The 21,341-nt window shown below is 57.3% G+C and carries 20 protein-coding genes and 1 tRNA gene; 2 read left to right on the top strand and 19 right to left on the bottom strand.

The features are described from left to right. The first annotated feature begins 132 nt into the window (after positions 1-132). A complete protein-coding gene (locus QUE75_RS11185) occupies positions 133-933 on the top strand; it encodes an inositol monophosphatase family protein (RefSeq protein WP_286250127.1) in 801 nt (266 codons plus the stop codon). A gap of 91 nt (positions 934-1,024) precedes the next feature. Here the strand turns inward: QUE75_RS11185 and secF are convergent, their stop codons facing one another. The 18 genes from secF to QUE75_RS11275 form a co-directional block, all read right to left on the bottom strand. Next, entirely contained in the window at positions 1,025-1,978 is a 954-nt protein-coding gene (gene secF / locus QUE75_RS11190; protein ID WP_058091098.1) for a protein translocase subunit SecF, read from the bottom strand. Then, a complete protein-coding gene (secD, locus tag QUE75_RS11195; protein ID WP_058091099.1) occupies positions 1,971-3,845 on the bottom strand; it encodes a protein translocase subunit SecD in 1,875 nt (624 codons plus the stop codon). The genes secF and secD overlap by 8 nt, the downstream gene beginning before the upstream one ends. Positions 3,846-3,938: 93 nt before the next feature. Next, positions 3,939-4,301, bottom strand: a complete 363-nt coding sequence (yajC, locus tag QUE75_RS11200; protein WP_058091100.1) for a preprotein translocase subunit YajC — start codon at positions 4,299-4,301, stop codon at positions 3,939-3,941. Positions 4,302-4,343: 42 nt separating this feature from the next. Next, positions 4,344-5,465, bottom strand: coding sequence for a tRNA guanosine(34) transglycosylase Tgt (gene tgt / locus QUE75_RS11205; RefSeq protein ID WP_286255670.1), 1,122 nt, complete (start codon positions 5,463-5,465; stop codon positions 4,344-4,346). A 14-nt stretch (positions 5,466-5,479) separates the two neighbouring features. Then, entirely contained in the window at positions 5,480-6,565 is a 1,086-nt protein-coding gene (gene queA, locus QUE75_RS11210) for a tRNA preQ1(34) S-adenosylmethionine ribosyltransferase-isomerase QueA (protein WP_286250132.1), read from the bottom strand. A gap of 40 nt (positions 6,566-6,605) precedes the next feature. Continuing rightward, a tRNA-Leu gene (locus QUE75_RS11215) sits at positions 6,606-6,692 on the bottom strand. Positions 6,693-6,774: 82 nt separating this feature from the next. Beyond that, complete coding sequence (gene flgL / locus QUE75_RS11220; RefSeq protein WP_230714209.1) at positions 6,775-8,022, bottom strand: flagellar hook-associated protein FlgL; 1,248 nt, start codon at positions 8,020-8,022, stop codon at positions 6,775-6,777. Positions 8,023-8,038: 16 nt separating this feature from the next. Then, positions 8,039-10,069: a flagellar hook-associated protein FlgK gene (flgK, locus tag QUE75_RS11225; protein WP_061332141.1), complete on the bottom strand. Its 2,031-nt coding sequence runs from the start codon at positions 10,067-10,069 to the stop codon at positions 8,039-8,041. Positions 10,070-10,075: 6 nt separating this feature from the next. Then, positions 10,076-11,071, bottom strand: a complete 996-nt coding sequence (gene flgJ, locus QUE75_RS11230; protein WP_106695898.1) for a flagellar assembly peptidoglycan hydrolase FlgJ — start codon at positions 11,069-11,071, stop codon at positions 10,076-10,078. A gap of 8 nt (positions 11,072-11,079) precedes the next feature. Beyond that, complete coding sequence (locus tag QUE75_RS11235; protein WP_106695899.1) at positions 11,080-12,174, bottom strand: flagellar basal body P-ring protein FlgI; 1,095 nt, start codon at positions 12,172-12,174, stop codon at positions 11,080-11,082. After that, a complete protein-coding gene (flgH, locus tag QUE75_RS11240) occupies positions 12,171-12,872 on the bottom strand; it encodes a flagellar basal body L-ring protein FlgH (protein WP_061332135.1) in 702 nt (233 codons plus the stop codon). The genes QUE75_RS11235 and flgH overlap by 4 nt, the downstream gene beginning before the upstream one ends. Before the next feature lie 3 nt (positions 12,873-12,875). Next, positions 12,876-13,664 (bottom strand): flagellar basal-body rod protein FlgG, encoded by a 789-nt coding sequence (gene flgG, locus QUE75_RS11245; protein WP_058091106.1) that lies wholly within the window; start codon positions 13,662-13,664, stop codon positions 12,876-12,878. Positions 13,665-13,742: 78 nt separating this feature from the next. Then, the gene (locus QUE75_RS11250) at positions 13,743-14,495 is read right to left on the bottom strand and encodes a flagellar basal body rod protein FlgF (RefSeq protein WP_058091107.1); all 753 of its coding nucleotides are present in this window, start codon (positions 14,493-14,495) and stop codon (positions 13,743-13,745) included. 73 nt (positions 14,496-14,568) lie between these two features. Beyond that, positions 14,569-16,470 (bottom strand): flagellar hook protein FlgE, encoded by a 1,902-nt coding sequence (locus QUE75_RS11255; RefSeq protein ID WP_286250142.1) that lies wholly within the window; start codon positions 16,468-16,470, stop codon positions 14,569-14,571. 28 nt (positions 16,471-16,498) lie between these two features. Next, positions 16,499-17,176 (bottom strand): flagellar hook assembly protein FlgD, encoded by a 678-nt coding sequence (locus QUE75_RS11260; RefSeq protein ID WP_058091109.1) that lies wholly within the window; start codon positions 17,174-17,176, stop codon positions 16,499-16,501. A 17-nt stretch (positions 17,177-17,193) separates the two neighbouring features. Further along, positions 17,194-17,646, bottom strand: a complete 453-nt coding sequence (flgC, locus tag QUE75_RS11265; RefSeq protein ID WP_286250144.1) for a flagellar basal body rod protein FlgC — start codon at positions 17,644-17,646, stop codon at positions 17,194-17,196. Between the two features lie 32 nt (positions 17,647-17,678). After that, the gene (gene flgB / locus QUE75_RS11270) at positions 17,679-18,077 is read right to left on the bottom strand and encodes a flagellar basal body rod protein FlgB (RefSeq protein ID WP_286250146.1); all 399 of its coding nucleotides are present in this window, start codon (positions 18,075-18,077) and stop codon (positions 17,679-17,681) included. Positions 18,078-18,311: 234 nt separating this feature from the next. Continuing rightward, positions 18,312-18,887: a nitroreductase family protein gene (locus QUE75_RS11275; protein ID WP_286250149.1), complete on the bottom strand. Its 576-nt coding sequence runs from the start codon at positions 18,885-18,887 to the stop codon at positions 18,312-18,314. Positions 18,888-19,109: 222 nt separating this feature from the next. Between QUE75_RS11275 and QUE75_RS11280 the strand changes: the two genes are divergently transcribed. Continuing rightward, positions 19,110-20,522, top strand: a complete 1,413-nt coding sequence (locus QUE75_RS11280) for an adenylate/guanylate cyclase domain-containing protein (RefSeq protein WP_286250151.1) — start codon at positions 19,110-19,112, stop codon at positions 20,520-20,522. Here QUE75_RS11280 and queF read toward each other — a convergent pair whose 3' ends face one another. Next, complete coding sequence (gene queF / locus QUE75_RS11285; RefSeq protein WP_061332125.1) at positions 20,523-21,341, bottom strand: NADPH-dependent 7-cyano-7-deazaguanine reductase QueF; 819 nt, start codon at positions 21,339-21,341, stop codon at positions 20,523-20,525.

Genomic DNA, 21,341 nt, shown 5'->3' on the forward strand with positions numbered 1-21,341 from the left:
CCGGGCCGCCCTGCTCTCCGGAGTTGCCGAAACCCATGGTATCCGTGCATTTGCTGAGCCAAAAAACGTACAAGCGCGGGTTGTTTTTGCTATCATACCGGGCCTTCACACACCCGGATAATGAACACTCAGATGCAACCAGCAATTAAAATGGCCCTGCGCGTTGCCCGCCAGGGATCAGATTACCTGAAAGCACATTTCGAGCGACAGGAACCCAACGGCAAGGACGAGGCCGAGCGCTACCGCCAGCTCGAACGGGTTGAGAAATCCATTTATGACAACTTCACCGAGCAACTGGAAAAGGCATATCGGGATCACACCATCGCACCGATGGGCGAGGCCGACGCCGCTGGCAGCGAGCGCAGCTGGCACATCTTCCCCGTGCTTGGCCGCGAAAACTTCATTCGTGGTATTCCGGAATTTGCCCTGGCACTGAGCCAGAAAAAGAACGACCGGACAGAAAACCTGTTGCTGGTCAATCCGATCACAGGTGAAGAATATTCTGCCAGCCGCGGCCATGGGGCAGCCCTCAACAGCCGCCGTGTGCGCACGTCTGAAATCAAATTACCCGGCAAGGCGGCATTTGCCACCAACCTGCTGGATCAGGCTCGCAAAGGCGACGACCCGATGATCTGGGGCGAAATGGCCGCAGTGCTGGCGCGTGAGAGCGCCATGTTCCGCACCTCCGGCTGCGTTGTTCTGGATATTGCCCGCGTTTCTGCAGGCCTTCTGGACGCCGCTGTAATCTTCCGGCCGGAAGCCTCAGACCTGGACCTGGGTGTCACCCTGGCCATGGAATCCGGCGCACTGACTGGCGATTTCTCCGGCAACCCGTCTGCTGGCAATGCCAAACAGCTGGTTGTGGCCAATCCAAAGCTGTTCCGCGAAGTGCTCAAGGTATTGCACCCGTTCCGCGGCCGTCTGCCCAGGTAGACTTCCCGGTACAAAAAAACCGCCACTCCCTCACGGGACTGGCGGTTTTTTCATGCCTCGGAAAGCGGGAGGCCCGGGCCTCCCCACCGGATCACATCCGGTTAAGCCACTCGGGCGGCTGCTCTTCTTCGGCTTCTTCACCGGTGCCTTCCTTCGCCGGTACCATCAGGTCTTCGCGGGTAACACCCATCACCATCAGCATATTGGCAGAGACATAGATGGAGGAGTAGGTACCCACAACCACGCCAATAATGAGCGCAAGGGCGAAGTTGTTGATGGCCTCACCACCGAAGAAATACAACGCCAGCAACACCACCAAGGTTGTACCAGAAGTATTGATGGTACGGGTGATGGTCTGGTGAATGGACTCGTTGATGATATCCCAGGGCTCGCCTACCCGCATTTTCCGGAAGTTCTCCCGGATACGGTCCGCCACAACGATGGTATCGTTCAGCGAGTAACCGATTACCGCCAGCAACGCTGCCAGCACGGTCAGGTCAAACGTCCACTGGAACAGCGCAAACACGCCCAGCACAATAATGACGTCGTGAGCCAGCGGTATCACAGACGCGATACCGAACTTGAACTGGAAGCGCATGCCCACGTAGATCAGCACCACCGCCAAGGCAATCAACAGCCCGAGACCACTGTCTTCTTTGAGCTCATCGCCAACCTGAGAACCGACGAACTCGGACCCCACCAACTCGAGCTCGGCGCCGGAGGCAGCCAGCATGCCAGCCACCTCACGGGCTAACTGATCGTTCTCAGCTTCCGCCATGCGGATCAGGATGGTGGTATCCGCGCCGAAGTTCTGAACGACGAACTGCTCATAGCCCGCTTCTGCCAGTTGGTCCCGGATAGCGTCAAGGCTCGGCGCCTCGGCGTACTCCAGCTCTACTGAGGTACCGCCGGTGAAGTCCATGCCAAAGTTCAGGCCGCGAACACCCAACAAAGCCAGGGAAATCACCACCAGTGTGATCGAAAGTACGGAAGCAATCTTCCGCAACCCCATGAAATCAAATGGTTGTTTCTGTGTATCAGCCATTAGCCAGCTTCCCCCCGATCGACAATTTCTCGACCCTGCGGCCGCCGTAGACAACGTTCACAATGGCGCGACTGACCACCAGGGCACAGAACATCGAGGTCAGGATGCCGATGCTCAGTGTTACCGCGAACCCTTTGACCGGGCCGGAACCCATGGCAAACAGGATCACAGCGACCAACAGAGTGGTTATGTTGGCATCAAAGATAGACACAAAGGCTCGACCATACCCCGCGTTAATCGCACTTTGAGGGGGCGCCCCGGATTTCAGCTCTTCCTTTATTCGCTCAAAGATTAGAACGTTGGCGTCAACCGCCATACCCACTGTCAGAACGATACCGGCAATACCTGGCAAGGTAAGCGTCGCAGACAGAATGGACATACACGCCAGCAGCAACATCAGGTTCAGGGTCAGCGTGACATTCGCCACTACCCCGAAGCCACGATAGAACACCAACATATAAATGAGCACCAAGGCAAAACCAAAGGCAACAGAGGTTACACCAGCGTCGATGTTCTTCTGCCCGAGGCTTGGCCCAATGGTCCGCTCCTGAACAAAGTACATGGGTGCCGCCAGTGCACCTGCCCGCAACAGGAGCGCCAGCTCTGCAGCTTCCGGTATCGAATCCAGACCAGTAATGCGGAAACTGCTACCCAGCGCTGACTGTACGGTTGCCAGGCTGATCAGCCCCTTTTCCACAATCCGCTTTTCGACTTCCCGAATCTCACCGTCTACTTCCTGCGCTTCAGTCTCGGTGCGGAACTCGATAAACAGCACCGCCATGCGGCGCCCCACATTATTGCGGGTAGCGCGGTTCATCAGGTCGCCGCCAACCGAATCCATGGTGATGTTAACCTGCGGCTGACCATTCTCATCGAAGGCCTGCTGGGCATTAGCCACATTATTACCGGTGGCAATCACGTCCCGCTCGAGGCGAGCTGTTCGCTGGGGGTTGTCACGGAAACCGAACTGCTCGGTTTCTGCTCCCGGGGTATCCTGGCGGGCTTCCATCCGGAATTCCAGATTGGCTGTTGCGCCGAGAACCCGCTTGGCCTGGGCGGTATCCTGCACACCTGGCAGCTCAACGATAATACGATCTGCGCCCTGGCGCTGAACCAGAGGCTCCGCCACGCCGAGTTCGTTGACACGATTACGGATGGTGGTCAGGTTCTGTTCCAGGGCATATTCCTGGATATTCCTCACTTCAGCTTCAGAGAGGGTCAGTGCCAACAGGAATTCGCCTTCCCGGGTGCTTTCATTGAGCAGAAACTCATTGTACTGCCGACGAATCAGATCAAAGGCTGCACTGCGAGACTCAGAATCCCGGAAGCTAAGAACAATCTCCCGGTTGCCTTCAACATCTCCACCCCGATAGCGAATACGCTCATCCCGAAGTTCTCTTTTGATCTGCCCGGAAAACGCCTCCAGACGCTGGCTGACCGCCGTGTCCATGTCTACTTCCAGCAGGAAGTGAACACCACCTCGCAGGTCAAGGCCGAGCTTCATCGGGCCTGCACCGAGGCTACGCAGCCAACCAGGAGTTGAGGGAGCCATGTTCAGAGCCACCAGGTAATCGTTACCAAGGGCGGCCTGCACTGCCGGGCGAGCCCGCAACTGCGCGTCGGAACTGTTCAGGCGAATCAGGGCATTGCGGTCTTCAAGAGAACTTTCCTTGACTTCGATCCCGCGGCTTTCAAGGGCGCCGAGGGCACGGTCCAGCACACGCTGGTCTACCTCGGTGCTGCCCCGGGCGCCGGTAACCTGTATGGCGAAATCATCGGGAAAGAAATTCGGTAACGCGTAAATGAACCCGATGACCAGTGCGAACACTATGATCAGGTTCTTCCAGAGAGGATACTTGTTCAGCATGAGAATCCTTCGAGCCAGCTATGGCGCCGGCCTTGGTGTTTCAGCAAGTCAACACAAAACGGGCGACCATAGGCCGCCCTGCGCACAACTGGCTCAGATATCTTTCAGTGTGCCCTTGGGCAGCGCCGCGGCCACCGCCACTTTCTGAATCTTGATCTCGACGTTATCAGACACTTCCAGCACGATGAAGTCGTCAGACACCTTGGTGATGCGGCCGGCAACGCCACCGGAAGTCACCACTTCGTCGCCCTTGTTCAGGCCGGACATCAGCGCTTTATGCTCCTTGGCACGCTTGGACTGCGGGCGCCAGATCAGGAAGTAGAAGATCAGGATAAAGCCGGCGAAGAAGATGATCTGACCCATCACGCTCATACCCTGGGCACCGGCATCCTGCGCCATGGCAAGTGCAGGCATCAGAGACAGCAGACCAACGATGAGCAGTTTGATTGATTTCATTCAGGTTCTCCGTTTATTGACTGATATTGAGGTAAAAATTGCTCAGGATTCACCCAGCGGCGGCACAGATTCGCCACGTAAGGCATAGAATTCGCTTATAAAGTCGGACAATGTACCTGCTTCAATGGCCCCACGCAATCCACTCATCAGGTTCTGATAGAAGCGCAGATTGTGGATGGTATTGAGCTGCGCGCCCAGCATTTCACCACACTTATCCAGATGATGCAGATAGCTCTTTGAGAAATGCTGACAGGTATAACAGTCACAACGTTCATCCAACGGGCCGGTATCGTGACGATTCTTCGCATTACGAATCTTGACGATGCCGGTCGAGGTGAACAGGTAGCCATTCCGGGCGTTACGGGTGGGCATAACACAGTCAAACATGTCTACCCCCCGGCGAACTGCCTCAACAATGTCTTCCGGACGTCCAACCCCCATCAGGTAACGAGGTTTGTCTTCCGGCATTTTCGAAGGCAAATGGTCCAGAATGCGAATCATGTCTTCTTTCGGCTCGCCCACCGACAGACCGCCAATGGCGTAGCCATCAAACCCGATATCGGTCAGCCCCTGCAGGGATCGGTCCCGCAAGGGCTCGTACATGCCACCCTGGACAATGCCAAACAACGCCGCCGGATTGCCCTCATGGGCCTTTTTGCTGCGTTCCGCCCAACGAAGGGACAGCTCCATGGATTCTTTTGCCTGTTTCTCGGTAGCAGGATACGGCGTGCATTCATCAAATATCATGACAATGTCGGAACCGAGGTCACGTTGCACCTGAATGGCAATTTCCGGCGACAACTCCACCTTTGAGCCGTCTACTGGGGAGCGGAAGGTCACGCCCTGCTCGGTAATCTTGCGCATCTCGCCCAGGCTGAACACCTGAAAGCCGCCGGAATCGGTCAGTATTGGCCCCTGCCACTGGGTGAAATCGTGCAAGTCGCCGTGGGCCTTGACCACTTCCGTGCCCGGGCGCAGCATCAAGTGGAAGGTGTTGCCCAGGATAATTTCCGCGCCGATTGCCTCGATATCTCTTGGCAACATCCCTTTAACCGTGCCGTAAGTACCGACCGGCATAAACGCAGGCGTTTCAACCGTTCCACGGGGGAAGGTCAGCCGGCCCCGGCGGGCCCTGCCGTCTTCGCCCAGCTTCTCGAACGACATAAAACAGGAATTGCTCACAAGGATTCTCCACGGGATTCGGTCTGGTTTGCCCCGGCCAGCATGCCCCGGCTTGGCTCCTGGGCGGTCAGGAACATGGCGTCACCGTAACTGAAAAAACGGTACCGCTGTTCAACGGCTTCCTGATAGGCAGACATGATATTACGGTAGCCGGCAAAGGCACTGACCAGCATGATCAGTGTGGACTCCGGCAGATGGAAATTGGTGATCATGGCGTCAACGGTCTGGAAACGATAGCCCGGGTAGATAAAGATATCGGTTTCCCCCCGGAACGTATTCAGCTGCCCTGCCCGACTGGCGGATTCGAGCGAACGTACGGAAGTGGTTCCAACCGCAACCACCCGGCCACCCCGGGCCCGGGTGCGCTCAACTGCATCCACGGTTTCCTGGGGCACATGGGCCACTTCGCTGTGCATCAGGTGGTCTTCAATTTTGTCGACCCGCACCGGCTGGAAGGTTCCCGCACCTACATGAAGGGTTACATACGCAAACTCAATGCCGTTGCTCTTGAGGACCTCAAGTATCTCGTCGTCGAAATGCAGCCCTGCCGTTGGCGCCGCCACAGCGCCTGCTTCTTTGGCATAGACGGTTTGATATCGCTCCCGGTCAGACTGGTCATCATCCCGCTCCATGTACGGCGGCAACGGCATGTGCCCGATACGTTCCAGCACATCAAGGACCGGCTCAAGGCCCTCGTATACAAATCGGAAAAGTGCGTCTTCCCGGCCCACCATGCGCAGAGCAGTGCCATCTTCCAGGAGGACCTTCTGGCCTTCTTTAACAGCCTTTGAGGCACGGGCGTGGGCCAGCAATTCAAACTCACCCAACAGGCGCTCCACCAGAATTTCAACACGGCCACCGGATTCCTTCTGGCCAAACAAGCGGGCCGGAATAACACGGGTGTTGTTGAATACCAGAAGATCGCCAGGCTGCAACAGGCCGGGGAGATCGGTGAAGTTCAGGTGTTGGGTCTGGCCGGTATGGCCTTCAAGTGCCAGCAGTCGGGACGCACTGCGTTGCTTGAGCGGGTAACGGGCGATGAGCTCGTCCGGCAGGTCAAAATGAAAATCGGAGACGTTCATGGGCCGGCTATTCACGATGCCGCAGGTTGCGGCCAATAAGTGGTAGCGGCGGGCGGACTCGAACCGCCACGGGTTTTACCCCAACGGATTTTGAATCCGTCGTGTCTACCAATTTCACCACGCCGCCATCGGAGAGTGGGAGGATTATACTGAGCCTGAATCTGAAAGCAACCGGGCGGGGAGTAAAAATCTCCTACCGCCTCAGCCAATTACAGACGATCAAACAAAGAGAGCCTGGAGATCTGCGCAAACGACTGCTGGGCGGCCTGTAACACAAAGCTCTGGAAGCTCAGGTTACTGATGGCCTCGGCATAATCCACGTCTTGCAACTGTGAACGTATTTCCTTGGTGTACAGCCCCGAATCCTCCAGAAATGACGAAGTGGATTCGATGGCATTCAACCGGCCACCCAGTTCAGTTTGCTTGAGAATGATGGACTCCTGGCCGTTGTCCAGGTTAGTCAACGATTCCGCAATGAGCGCATCGTACTCGGCGCTGGATTTTGGTGTCGCCTTGTCGATGCTGTCCAGACCAGCGATCAGTTTCTCGATGGTGCCGAAGATGGACTGCTTGTCGCTGATACCCAGTGTAAATTCGTCACCATCGGCGGCATCGTTAACGGTCATACGCAGACCAGCGACCACAAACTCCTCACCAGGCACCGCCGGCGAGGGTTGTGTCGTCAAAATCGTGCCTGTACGCGGATCCTCCACTTCGATATTCAGATTGCCGCCACCAACATCAATCACCCTCACCGTCAGGTCATCGGGAACCGCCGGGCTGAACGCGTCTTTCAGGTCTTTCGGTGCAATCAGCTCCAACCCGGACACATAACCCTGGGCAGCAACACCGGTGCCCGTGCCGTCATCCGAACCAGTAACAGAAACCGCCGCTGGCACGTTCACAAAAATACCCTTGCCATGGTCGCTGATCGGAACTGTCACGCCGTCATCTATTTCGAGTACCCGCTGGCCCTCATCACCCTGATATTTCCAGGCGCCAAAGTCGTCCTTGGCGAATGCAGGGGTACTGCCCTGAAAGCCGCTGAAAATGTATTCACCGGAGGCATCCCGGGTGTTGGCAATGTTCGCCAGCTGGCCCAGCCGCTCTTTCAGCTCTGCTGAAATGGATTGGCGATCGTTGGCAGATAACGAGCCGCTACCCGCCTGAACGGTCAGTTCCCGCACCCGCTGGATGATATCCACCGCGCTGGACAGGGTGCTCTCCTCCTGCTTGATGCGGTTGTCGGCGAGGTTGGCGTTGCGCTCGTAGGTCTCAATGCGCTTGACCTCCTGATTGAGCTTCAGAATGCGCGCCGCAGCCACTGGATCATCGGAGGGCCGGTTGACCTTTTTGCCAGTGGAAATCTGCTCCTGGGTTTTCACCAGGTTGCTGTTCACGTCCTGCATCCGGCTGATGCCGCCAGAGAAAATCTGCTGAGATGAAATCCGGATCATTTTCGTTTACCTCGCCTTACCGGAAGCTCTGCAACAAGGTGTTGAACAGATCCTGCGCTACAGACATAACCTGTGCCGACGCGTTATAGGCCGCCTGATACTGAATCAGCTTGCCGGCTTCCTCATCCAGGTTCACGCCGGAGATCGATTCACGTTGGTTATTGGATTGCTCCAGTAACGTTTTGCCAGCCTCTTTATCAAGCTGGCTCTGGCGTGTTTTGACGCCGATATCCTCGACCAGGCCCGCATAGCCCTCGGTGAAGCTTTGCCGGCCACCGTTCAACGTATTGGCGGTACCCAAGGCAGCCAGCAGCTCAGCATTTCGGTTGTCGGAGATGCCATTGCTATTATAGCCAATGGTGAACACATCACCGTCGGCCGGCTCGCCGGTCATTTCGAACTGGTAGCCCTGATAGAGGTCGCCGGCGGTCGGATCGTTACTGAAAATGGTGTTGATCCGCTGCGGATCATAGGCCAGGTTCGCAGGATTCAACGGGTCACCATTACCATCAAATATGGTGTAGGTAACGTCGGTGCCATCATTGCTGAATCGTATCTCCAATGGCCCGTTCGCCAGCTCGCCCCGGGTTTCAAACCCCGGCAACAGGGCATTGGTGTTCGGGTTGCGAACGTTCAGCATGTTGCCCTGATTGATCTTGGCTGTCCCGAGGTTGGCGTCATCCGCGCTAGCCCGGATCGGGCTGGCGAACGCCAGATCTTCTTCCCGCAGAACGTTCAGCTTAATATTCTCAGCGGCATTTCGACTCGGCTGGATCAGGTACTTGTCGCCCGCATTGAACTGCCCGCCTTCCACCCGGATATTAAAACCGGGCATGGAAATCTCGGACTGTACCGGGTCTGGCAGTCGGCCCTGGTTGACGGTTTTGCCAGTGGCGGAATCGATCAGCTCGAAGTTGCGGCCGTCGCCACTGAACTGCAATGTCCAGGTGCCCGCTGGTAAAAGGCTGCTATCGGTAATCTCAACCGCCAGCTGGCCATTTTTGGGATCTGCATTGTTAGCGTTGGGCACAACTCTACTGCGCTGAAGCCCGATGTCGTTAACATCCGTAAAGAAGTTACCGCCCAGATCACCCTCAAGATCCATCCCGATTTCATGCTGATGGTTGATGGACGCTGAAATCGCAACGGCCAACCGCCCCAACTCATCAAACGCGGGTTTCAGGGCCTCCTGGTCAAACCGGCGCAGGCCGCCGAGTTTGCCGCCATTGATCTGCTCATCCACCTGCAGGGTGCGGCCACTGGTGGTCAGGGTGAACTCCAGGCGGGTGGGGTCTTCTGCACTGGTCCGGGTGGCAAACTCGGAGGCATTGGCGCCGGTTACCAGCGACAAGCCATTAGCCAGTGACACATTCACCTGGCTACCCTCTGTCTGGGTAACCCGAATGCCCACCAGTTCCGACAACTCCTTGAGCTTCTGATCCCGCTTGTCCATCAGCTCCAGGGGCATCTTGCCCTGGGCCAGGCCCGGAGACTCAGAAATAGCCAGGTTCAGATCGGCGATGCTCTTGAGCAGGGAATTGGCGTCTTTCACGCCCTGCTGCATCTGGGTTTTAACCGATTCCCGTTGCTGGATAAATTCCTGGTTGAGCGCCTGGAAGCGATTCACCACCTGCTGGGCCTCACTAAGCACCAGCTGGCGTTGAGGCAGTGAAGCCGGGTCTTCCGCTGCATTCTGCAGGGCCGCGAAGAAATTGTTCAGGGCGTTGTTCAACCCTGTGCTTTCGCCCCCCAGCAGGTTATCCAGCCGGGTCAGCTCAGCGTTCAGGGCGTTCTGCTCCCCGAACAGCGTGCTGTCTTCCCGCAACTGCTGGGTCAGGTACTCATCCGCCAGCCGGCGAATGTTTGAAATGGACACCCCGCTGCCAATGGTACCGGCACCCGTACGCCGCCCTTCCTGGGTATCGAATTGCACTTCCTGCCGGCTGTAACCCGGAGTGTTTGCATTGGTGATGTTATTGGCGGTGGTGTTCAGCGCTGTCTGATGACTGAGCACCCCGGTCAAACCGATTCCGATCAACCCTGCCATGATGCTTTACTCCCTCGGCACGTCGCTGTTCATGGACAGCGTCATCAGAGAATCCCTGTTCATAATCCGGCGAATCTTGGAACCATACTCCGGATCAGTTGCATAGCCGGCTTCCTGAAGTTTGTCTGCAAAGACTTCAGGCTGATCGGCTGACGACAGCACATCCCGGTACCGGGGGTTGCTGTTAAGGAAATCCACGTAATCCCTGAAGCTCGCCTCGTAATCCGGGTAGGCCCGGAAATCGGCGCGCTCCTTCATGGGTACTCCCCCACGAAACTCGGTGGTGGTAATGGTCACGGCGTCACCACCCCAGCGGGTATCGGCCTTGATACCGAACAGGTTGAAACTGGGCTGGTCGCCATCCCCTTTGATCATGTGGCGCCCCCAGCCGGTTTCGAGTGCCGCCTGGGCCACCATCAACCTGGGGTCGATGCCGCTTTCTTTACCGATGCGCTCGGCAAATGGCATCAACTCGGCCACGAAGTGCTCCGGTGATTCAAAGGTCAATGGTAACTCTGCCGCCGTCGCGGTTTGCTCTGGCTGCTTCTGTTCGGCCGCCTGAGTCATTTCATCGATGGCCTTCAGCTGCTCCGGCAAGTTGCGGGATATCGCCGGCACACTGCGGTCATAGTCCGCCAGGGTGGCCTTGTGCCCCGCCAGCCGCTCGCCATTACTGGCCATGCCGGGTACATCGCGGCTCAGCTGCCTGACCAGCGCCTCCGCAAGACCTGTTCCACTGCCGCCAGACATGCTCAAACTGACCTGGCTGTCGAACATGTCCCGGTAGAACTCTGACTCGTTGCTGTTGAGGTAATTACCCTCGGCAAAGGCCTCCCCGGCCTTACGCATGGATTTCAGCATCTCCGCCAGAAACAGACTTTCAAACTGGCGCGCCACCTGCTCAAGGGCTGCCTGTTTATCCGATCTCGCCTGGGCCTTCAGGGCATTCAGCCCACTGAAGTCGGTATAGATCTCGGCCTGTTTTACGCGATAGTCCTGCATGGCTACACCTAGATCACGATCAGCTCGGCACGCAGAGCGCCGGCCGTTTTCAGAGCTTCAAGCACCGCCATGACATCCCCGGGTGCTGCTCCCACCTGGTTAACGGCCTGAACGATCTCGTTAAGGGTGGTCGCCGGGCCAAACTGGAACATTCTCGCCGGGTCTTCAGTCACTGCTATCTGGGTGTTTTGCTGCAACGCAGTGTCACCCTGGGCAAACGGATTGGGCTGCACCACCTCCGGGTTTTCCTGAATGGTCACCGTCAGGTTGCCGTGGGTGACCGCCGCCGGGCTGACCCGAACGTTCTGGCCAACCACTATGGTGCCGGTTCGGCTGTTGATCACCACCCTGGCGGCTTCTTCAGCCGGCTCCACTTCGATGTTCTCAAGAATCGACAGGAAGCTGACCCGCTGGGATGGGTCGCGGGGAGCCCGCACGGAAATGGCTGTCGCATCGTGGGCATAGGCCATATCCGGCCCCAGCGTATCGTTAATGGCTTCCACTACCCGCCGAGCGGTGGTGAAGTCGGCCCGCATCAGGTTGAAGGTGATGGTGTCACCCCGGGTAAACGGAGACTCGACTTCCCGCTCGATGGTGGCACCGTTGGGAATCCGGCCTACACTGGGCACGTTCACGGTAATCCGGGAACCGTCCTGCCCCTGGGCGCCGAAACCGCCTACCACAAGACTGCCCTGGGCCATGGCATAGACTTGGCCGTCAGCGCCTTTGAGCGGTGTCATCAGAAGTGTGCCGCCCCGCAGGCTGTCTGCGTTACCAATGGAAGATACCGTAATATCCAGCTCCTGGCCGGACTTGGCGAATGGAGGCAGTGTGGCACTCACGGTGACCGCGGCGACATTTTGCAGGTTCGGGTTAACGCCATCCGGCAGCGTGATGCCGAACTGATTCATCATGTTGCGGAAGGTCTGGTTGGTGAACGGCGCTTTATCGCCGGTACCGTCCAGGCCCACCACCAGGCCGTAACCGATCAGCTGGTTGTTACGAACACCTTTTACCTTGGCCAGATCCTTCAGGCGGTCAGCCATCACCGGCGAGGCACACACTGCCAGCAACGCGAACACGGCAATCATTCTGCGCATCATAGCGGCCACCACTCACTGTTGAAGAACCGCGCCAGCCAGCCCATCTGGTTAGCCTGGTCGAAATCACCGGTGCCGCCATAGGCAAAGCGGGCATCCGCTACCCGGTTGGAGGCCACGGTATTATCCGGCTTGATATCCTGCGGCCGCACCATACCGGTCAGGCGTATGTACTCGTCGCCGTTGGTCAGCGACAGCCACTTTTCACCACGAACGCGCAGGACACCGTTGGGCAGAACTTCCGTGACGGTGACGGTGATGCTGCCGGCCAGGCTGTTGCTCTGGTCCGCCTCTGCAGAACCGTTGAAGTCCCGCTCAAAGTTCGCCCTGGCATTCAGGCCAATGTTGGCCTTACCAAAGATGCTCGGCTCCGGAATGTTCAGCTCCTGGTCTTTGGTGATACTGGTTTCGGCGCTCTTGCTGGCACGGGTTGATTCCTGCAGGGTCACAGTCAACACATCACCGATGTTCAGGGCCTTGGTATCGCCGTACAGGTTGTAGTTACGGGCCGGCTGGAAAATGGCGCCGGAGTCCGGGTCACGCTGCATCATGGCCTGGGCGCGCACCGGTGCGTATGCCGGGTCGTCTGGCAGTGCCCGTGGGCGACTCATGGCGGTGCAGCCCTGCAGAACAATCAGCACACCCACCAGTGCCAGGGTGGCGAACCGTTCTTTCTTGAAGGTGTGATGAATGATGTTCATAACTTACCCGATGTTATTGGTAATGAACTGGAGCATCTGATCGGTGGTCGAGACCACCTTGGAGTTCATCTCATAGGCCCGTTGGGTGGTGATCATATTGACCAGTTCTTCCACCACTTCGACGTTGGATGACTCAATGGTGCCCTGCTCGATATTTCCCAGACCGGCCAGGCCAGGCTCACCCTCTGCCGGATCGCCACTGGCGTTGGTTTCCTTGAACAGGTTGTTGCCGATGGCCTGCAAGCCCTGAGGGTTGATGAAGTCCACCAGGGTGATCTGGCCAAGGTTGATTGGCGCAGCCTGGTCATCGGTCACCACAGTGACGGTGCCATCCTTACCAATCGTGATGTTGGTCGCGTCTTCCGGCACGTTGATGTTGGGTTCCAGCGGGTAGCCATCCGGCGTTACCACATCACCGTCGGCATTCAACTGGAACTGACCATCCCGGGTATAGGCAATCTGGCCATCCGGCAGCTCAATCTGGAAGAAGCCACGGCCATTCACGGCCAGGTCCAGCGGCTGATCGGTAATCTGCAGGTTGCCCTGGCTGAACTGCTTGGCAGTGCCAACCACCCTCACCCCGGTACCCAGTTGCAGGCCAGACGGAAGCTCGGTGTTCTCAGTGCTCAGACCGCCCGGCTGCCGGTTGATCTGGTACAGGAGATCCTGGAATACCGCCCGGTCACGCTTGAAGCCCGTGGTGTTCACGTTTGCCAGGTTGTTTGAGATGGTGGACATGTTGGTGTCCTGTGCGCTCAACCCGGTTTTGCTGACCCAAAGTGCTGGATGCATTGCTCTACTCCTTACCCGCCGGCTGCAGCGGCGATTCTTTGCCGCTTGTGGCCAGTGGATGATCTGATCTCAGTGTTATCAAAGGTTCTGCAACAGTCGTGCCGCAGCCTCGGAATTCTCGTTAGCAGTCGACATGACCTTCACCTGCATCTCGTACTGACGGGATAACTGCAGGTTGGCAATCATTTCTTCCACAGCATTAACGTTCGAACTTTCCAGAAAACCAGTGGCGACGCGCATAGCGGCATCCGGCGGCTCCGGGCCATCGAGGGCCTGGTCCGGCTTACGGCGGATGAATCCATCCAGCCCCTTCTCGAGGGCATTGCCGGGCGGGTTCACCAGTTTCAGGCGGTCCACTTCAACCAGCTGATCCGGCGGGCCACCCACGGGCACAATAGAGATGGTGCCATCTGCCCCCACCTGCAGGTTGTCAAAGGGCGGCAGGGCCACGGGGCCACCATTGCCCAGCACCAGCTCACCGCTGGCGAGGCGAACCAGGCCGTTTACATCCACCTGGAGGCTGCCGCTGCGGGTAAACACCTCTTCACCCAGATCGTTCTGCACTGCCAGCCAGCCATCGCCCTCTACGGCAACGTCCAGCTTGCGACCGGTGTCCATCAGGGCGCCGGCAGAGAGATCGGTGCCGGGGCGCTCGGTCATGGCGTAGGCGCGGGTGGGGTGGTGTTCACCAAAGACAGGCATACTGCGGGCCTGGGCAAAATCCTTTTTGAAACCGGTGGTGTTCACGTTTGCCAGGTTATTGGCATGGGCACGCTGGGCCAGCATGTTCTGCTTGGCGCCAGACATTCCAATATAAAGGGCTTTGTCCATGGGCAAACTCCTGCCGGAATTTTGACTGTTTCCAGTCATCCTGCAGGAGTCATGCCATGTTTATGGGAGGGCGTTACCGGAGGTTGATGATGGTCTGGGTGACCGCATCGGAGGTTTCAATGGTCTTGGCGTTAGCCTGGTAATTGCGCTGGGCAATGATCAGATTCACCAGCTCTGCGGAGAGGTCCACATTGGACTCTTCCACCGAGCTTGCCTTAATGGAACCCAGGGTACCGGTATCCGGTGCGCCGATAATCGGCTGGCCAGACTCAAAGGTTTCCACCCAGGTGGTCTCACCCACCGGTGACAGCCCATTGGTGTTGTTGAACGATGCCAACGCCACCTGCCCCAATGATTTGGATTGCCCGTTGGTATATCGGGCAAAGATCACACCCTGGTCAGACACGTCCAGGCCAGACAAACGGCCGGTGCTGTAGCCGTTCTGGCGCTGGTCGTTGACACCGAAATTGGCGCCGTACTGGGTGGTATTCCCAAGGTCCACCACGAAGGCTGAGGTTGTAGGCGGCTCGGGAATCGGTGTAACAACCTCTTCACCCGGCAGTGGTGGGCCATCTGCGCCATTCGGTTCACCGTTCGGGTCTTTCGGAATCCAGTCGGTAACCACAATCTCGCCGTTCGGATCACCGTTGATAGACTGCAACGTGCCATCTTCGTTGAAGCGTGCCGTGTACGGAGAGGTGTCTGTACCGGCCACCAGCTCACCATCAATCTGCAAATAAACCGACCACTCACTGACACCCACGCCGTTACCAGGCGAAGGATTCTTGACGAAGAACTGGGTCAATTCGTGGGAATTACCCAGGCTGTCAAAGATGGTGGTTGAGGTGGCGTGGTTGTAGGTTCTCTGATCCAGGGGATTGAAGGAATTGGTAATCCGCAGGTCGCCACCGGCGAAGGCATCGGCAATCTCGCTGCTCGCGCCAGCCGGAAGAATATCCTGAACCGTGCGATCAGACTGAATATTCACATCGCCCTGGAATACCTCAAGCGCCTGGTTTACCCCGGCATCGGTGCTGGCGAAACTGATACCCACATTAGAACCACGGTTATCAATAATCCGGATATCGCTTCCACCATCAACCAGGGAGGCAGACAGGCTTGTGGCGCTAGAGGCGTTGATGGCGTCTACCAGCCCCTGCAATGAACTGACTCCGCTGAGTGAGATAGGCACATTCTGGCCATCCAGCTCTATCCGGAATTCAGTATCGCCGGCCGCTAATGCATCTTCCAGATCAGTAATCGAGAATTCCTGACCAAGGGTGACCGCCGTGGTGGCAGAGGCCGACAACCCGCGCTGCTGATTGATGATGCCCGCAGCGTCTCTCGCGGTGGAACCGGCAGAGATGGTGATGTCGGGCGAATTGGTGCCATCTGAATAGGCGATACGGAACACATCGTCTACGGTCAGATCACCCATGGAAACCGTTTGGAAGTCCACCACCCGGCTTTCCAGCACAGATTGCCGGGAGTCCAGGTTCAGATCGGATCGCAAATTGGTGGTACGGCGTGGCGCCAGGTTATCCGTTTCAATCTGCAGATCACCCCGAATACCGGACAGGTTGCCGTCGTTATCTGCAGTAAAACCCTGAACCCGCATGTTCTGGTTATTGGTCACAAAACCGTCTTTATCGATTCCAAACTGGCCAGCCCGAGAGTAGCGAATCTCGCCATTGTTATTCAGGATAAAGAAACCATCACCACTGATGGCCATGTCCAGGCCATTATCGGTAAAGCTGATGTTGCCCTGGCCAAAGGACTGCTTGACGTCCTGAACGCGCACACCATCACCGATCGGGTTAGTGCCGCCACTCAGAAAGCCGCTGGCGTACAAATCACCGAACTGTACCTTGCTGCCTTTGAAGCCCACCGTGCTGGCGTTGGCAATGTTGTTGCCGGTGACATCCAGATCGACCGAAGCTGCCCGAAGGCCGCTCAAACCTGTGTTAAATGCCATGACTTATACCTCCTGGTCTGACACCGGATCAGTTAATTTGTTTGACGTCGGACAGGGCAATGGAACCCATACCGGCAAGATTGAGGGTAATGGAACCGCCCTTACCCAGGGACACACTGTCCACATTGGCGCTAACCATGGTGCCGAGCTGTTCAGGACCGGACGGATAAGAGCCCTGCGCGACAATCTGGTACGGTCCAGGCGGCAAAGGATTGCCGTTGCCGTCCTCGCCATCCCAACGGAACGACACCACACCGGCCTGGCTACTGCCCATATCAATCTGGCGAACCAGCTCACCACTCTGGTTCATTACCGACAAGCGCAGCCCACCGGTAGATGCTGGCACTTCGATGGTTCCGGTAATCTCGCCATCATTACCCAAAATTCCCACATTGGAAGGAGCAAGAACGGTCTTGCCAACCATTGCAGACGCCTGCAGCGCCTGGCTGGAACGGAACTGTCCGGCCACATCCTCAACGGTACTCGACAGGTTCTGCATTTCTTCCAGAGAGCTGAACTGCGCCAGCTGAGCGATGAAATCACCGTTGTCCTGAGGGTCAAGCGGGTTCTGGTTCTTCAACTGGGCAAGCATCAGCTCCATGAAAGCATCTTTGCCAAGTTCGCTGCCGCCACGGGCTTTGTCGTCCTGCTTGATCTGATACTGGCTCAGTACGTCTGAGGCCGATGCGGAATTCACTGCACTCATGACTCACTCCTCACTATTTACTGCTGACCCAGCGTCAGGATTCGTTGCATCATGGACTTGGCAGTGTTCATGACGTCCACATTCATCTGGAAGCTGCGGGAGGAAGACATCATGTCTGCCATTTCCTCAACCACATTCACATTCGGGTAGAACACGTAACCGTCTTCATTGGCAGCGGGATGGTTGGGCTCGTAGCGCATCTGCAACTCTGCATCGCTCTCCAGGATTCCCTCAACCCGTACACCGGCACCGGGGCCGTCGTCCAGGCTGGTGCCGAAGCCCTGCTTTTGATCCGGGTTCAGCATGGCCTGCTGAATAGCGGCGAAGACTGGTTTGCGTGCCCTGTAGGCATTCTCGGTGCTGGAACTGGCAGTCTCGGCGTTCGCAATGTTGGAAGCCGTGGTATTCAGCCGCAGGGATTGTGCGGTCATGCCGGAACCGGCGATGTCAAAAATGTTGCCCAGTGACATGGCAATCTCCTCAAATCGTAAATGACTGCGGCTTACTCACCCTTCAGGGCTTTGGTCAATCCGGAAAACTTGCTGCTCAGAAACTGGAAGCTGGCCTGGTAGTCCATGGCATTGCGCATGAAGCGGCTCTGCTCTTCCTGGGCATCCACGGTATTACCATCGACAGACGGCTGGTGCGGATTGCGGTAAAGCAACTCGCCGTCACTGCCGGGGCTGGAGGTGTCCATGTGGCCATGGTGAGTGGTCGCCATTTGCAGACCACTGACCGACTCCTGGGCTTTCTGCATCATCGCCCTGAAATCGATATCCCGTGCCTTGTAGCCCGGGGTATCGGCATTGGCCAGGTTGTTGGCGAGTACTTCCGCACGCTGCACCCGGGCCTGAAGTGCGTGCTCGTGAATACCCAATGCCTTATCAAATGTAATTGCCATGACTGCCTCCGGAATTCTGCACCGGCACCGCTTGAACGGCGGCTTGCCGGATTTGCGTTCTGGAAGAGTCAAAGCAAAGGTGGTGCCAGTTTTCAAGAGTGCTTGGGCGCCAGGGCTTCTAGAGGGATGCGATCAGATTTTGAGCGGCAACGGAGAAGGGTTCAGAGCAAAGGCGGCAAACCATTTCCCTTGGCGGTTAAACGGATTGCCGCTATCAAAACATCAGCGGGAAGCTCACCAACTTTCCTGGCGCCCGGGCCCACGCCAGACCTTTACAAAATCCCCGGTAGCCGGGCGTGGCACTGAAGGTTTCTCAACCGACACCGTACCGGCATACAGGAAGCCGACGACCGTTTCCCCGGGCTCTAAACCCAAACCTTCAAGCACATCGGGATGGTAGGCCACACCCCCGGTGCGCCACATCACGCCAAAACCAGCATCCTGCAGGGCAAGGCCGAGAAAGCTCATGCCCGATGCGGCAGACATAAGCTGTTCGACCTCCGGCACTTTCGGGTGGGATTTGGGCGTTGCGATTCCTACGATCACCATCGGTGCCCGCAGCGGCGCCCGCCGGGCTTTCTCGATTTCCTGCTCACTGGCGCTATCAGGACATGCCTTGGCGAACAGGTCTCCCAGGGCCTGCCGGGCATCCCCTTCCACCACAAGATAGCGCCATGGCCTCAGTAAGGCATGGTCCGGTGCCCTGGCGGCACACTGAAGGGCCACATCAACTATACTCCGCGGCGGTGCCGGGTCTTCTAATCGGGGTTCGGATGCTCTTTTGAGTAAAAATCGGGTTACAGACGTCATACTGGCTCACAGTCAAGATGGCTGTATCTGTTGCCCTAAGGGCAAAGATGCCTCAGCGAATTGTGGGTTATACGTAATACTGTTAACCTTTAGTAGTAACTACACATAGAAAAATAACCACCAACAACGATAACGTGTTCGGCGGCATACAATGAGTGACCAACAAGCTTTTCGCAACTGCAGGGCCCTGTATTCCTGCCACCGGGAAGACTCGGTTCTGACATGATGAGCGCACAGGCCGATTTGCGCAATGTCGCCAGCAGCGCGGGTAAACTCGCTTCCGCGGACATCCACGACCACACCGTGGCCATTCCGCCCATGCCGGATTATAACGGCCGAATCATCGCCTACACCGCAACGGCCGCGATTATTGTCGCCGGAATCCTCCAGGGCGTGTTTCAGCAATGGTTGCTGTGGTTTGTGGCCGGCGCACTTACCTGGCCGCACATCGCCCATTTGCTGACCAGGCGTACGTTTCTTCGCCGCTCACCACGAATCCGGCAGAAGATGCTGTTTCTCGACTGCGTTATTGGTGGCACCTTCATCGGACTTATCGGCCTGATTGCCATTCCCTCGGTGTCCATATTGTTAATGCTGATGTTCAGTTGCCTGATTGTGGGCGGTATCCGCCAGTGGCTGTTCGGCACCGTACTCATGCTCGCCTCACTTGCGGCGTCTGCAGCTACCTTTGGCGTTGCCGACAGCCTGCAATCGCCACTGCTGACCAGCATCCTGGCCCTGGCCTCTACCGGCGTCTATATCTGCGTAACCGCCTACTACTCCCACCAGCAGGCCCGCACGCTACTGCTGGCAAAAACCCAGATCCAGAACCAGCGCGAACAGTCCATCGCACTCTCCCACAAGCTATCCAAATACCTGTCCCCGCAGGTCTGGCAATCCATTTTTACCGGCGAGCGTGACGTTCGCCTGGAAACCCAGCGCAAAAAACTGGCCGTGTTCTTCTCCGACATCAAGGGCTTCACCGAACTGTCTGAAGAAATGGAACCCGAAGCCCTGACCGAACTGCTCAATCACTACTTCAATGAAATGTCAGAAGTCGCTCTCCGATACGGCGGCACCATCGATAAATTCGTTGGCGATTCCATCATGATCTTCTTTGGCGACCCGACCAGCCGCGGCCAGCGAGAAGATGCTTTCGCCTGTGTGTCGATGGCTATCGATATGCGCAAGCATATGAAGATCATGCGCCAGAAATGGCGAAGCCAGGGTATCAAAACCCCGCTTGAGATCCGTATGGGTATCAGCACCGGATACACCACGGTGGGCAACTTCGGCGCCGAAAACCGGATGGACTACACCATTATCGGCAAGGAGGTGAACCTGGCCAGCCGGCTGGAAAGCCTCGCAGAACCTGGCGAGATTCTGGTGTCCTACGAGACCTTCTCTCTGATCAAAGATCGCATCATGTGCCGGGACAAAGGCGAGATCACCGTGAAGGGCTTCGGCAAGCCGGTGCCCATTTACGAAGTGGTGGACTTCCGCCGGGATATGGGCCCGAACCGTAGCTTCCTCGAGCATGAACACAGCGGCTTTGCCATGTACCTGGACTCCGACAAGATCACCGAAAGGGAACGCAGAGACGTACTCGCCGCCCTGGAAGACGACGCCGACTAACTACTGCCGGACCAACCTCGGTCCGGCATCACCCTCTGCACGGGTACTGCGCCACGGGTTGATATCCAGCCCTCCACGCCGCGTGTACCGGGCACAAACCATCAATTCCGTTGGCTGGCACCGGGCCATCAAATCCGTAAACACGGTTTCCACACAGTGCTCATGGAAATCCTGCTTCTGGCGGAAACTGACCACGTAACGCAGCAAACCCGCACGGTCTATCTTCGGGCCGGTATAACGAACGAACACGCTGGCCCAGTCAGGCTGACCAGTGACCGGGCAATTGCTTTTCAGCAGGTGGGAACACAGCTGTTCGCTGACCACTTCCTCGCCAGCGCTGAGTGAATCTGCAGAGTATTCGTAAACCACATCGTCTACCGGCTCGTCATCAATCAGCTCATAGCCCTGCGGCCGACCTTCCGCAGGCGCGGATTCGTCGACACTGAACAGCCGCACAGTCACGGCGGCACCACAGGCACTGGACAGGTCTGCGGTAATGGTCTCGGCAACCTGATCCGCCGATGAGAACACCGCCTGGTTCAGGGAATTCAGGTAGAGCTTCAGGGATTTGCTTTCGATAATCGACGGCGACGCCGCCGGAAAACGGATCTCCCCCCAGGCAACCGCTGGCACGCCGCCCGGGCGCAACCAGGATATCTCCCACGCCTGCCAGAGGTCCTCACCAAACCATGGCCAGCGGCCATCCTCCAGCCCGATACGGCGGCGGTTTTCCTCACGGGCAACCGGGAACAACAGGGACGGATCGTACTGATCCGGATAGTCGCTGGACTTACCCAGCGGCGCATTGTGCAAAGCCAT

The sequence above is a fragment of the Marinobacter shengliensis genome, from assembly GCF_030297115.1.
In the GTDB taxonomy this organism is placed as follows: domain Bacteria; phylum Pseudomonadota; class Gammaproteobacteria; order Pseudomonadales; family Oleiphilaceae; genus Marinobacter; species Marinobacter shengliensis.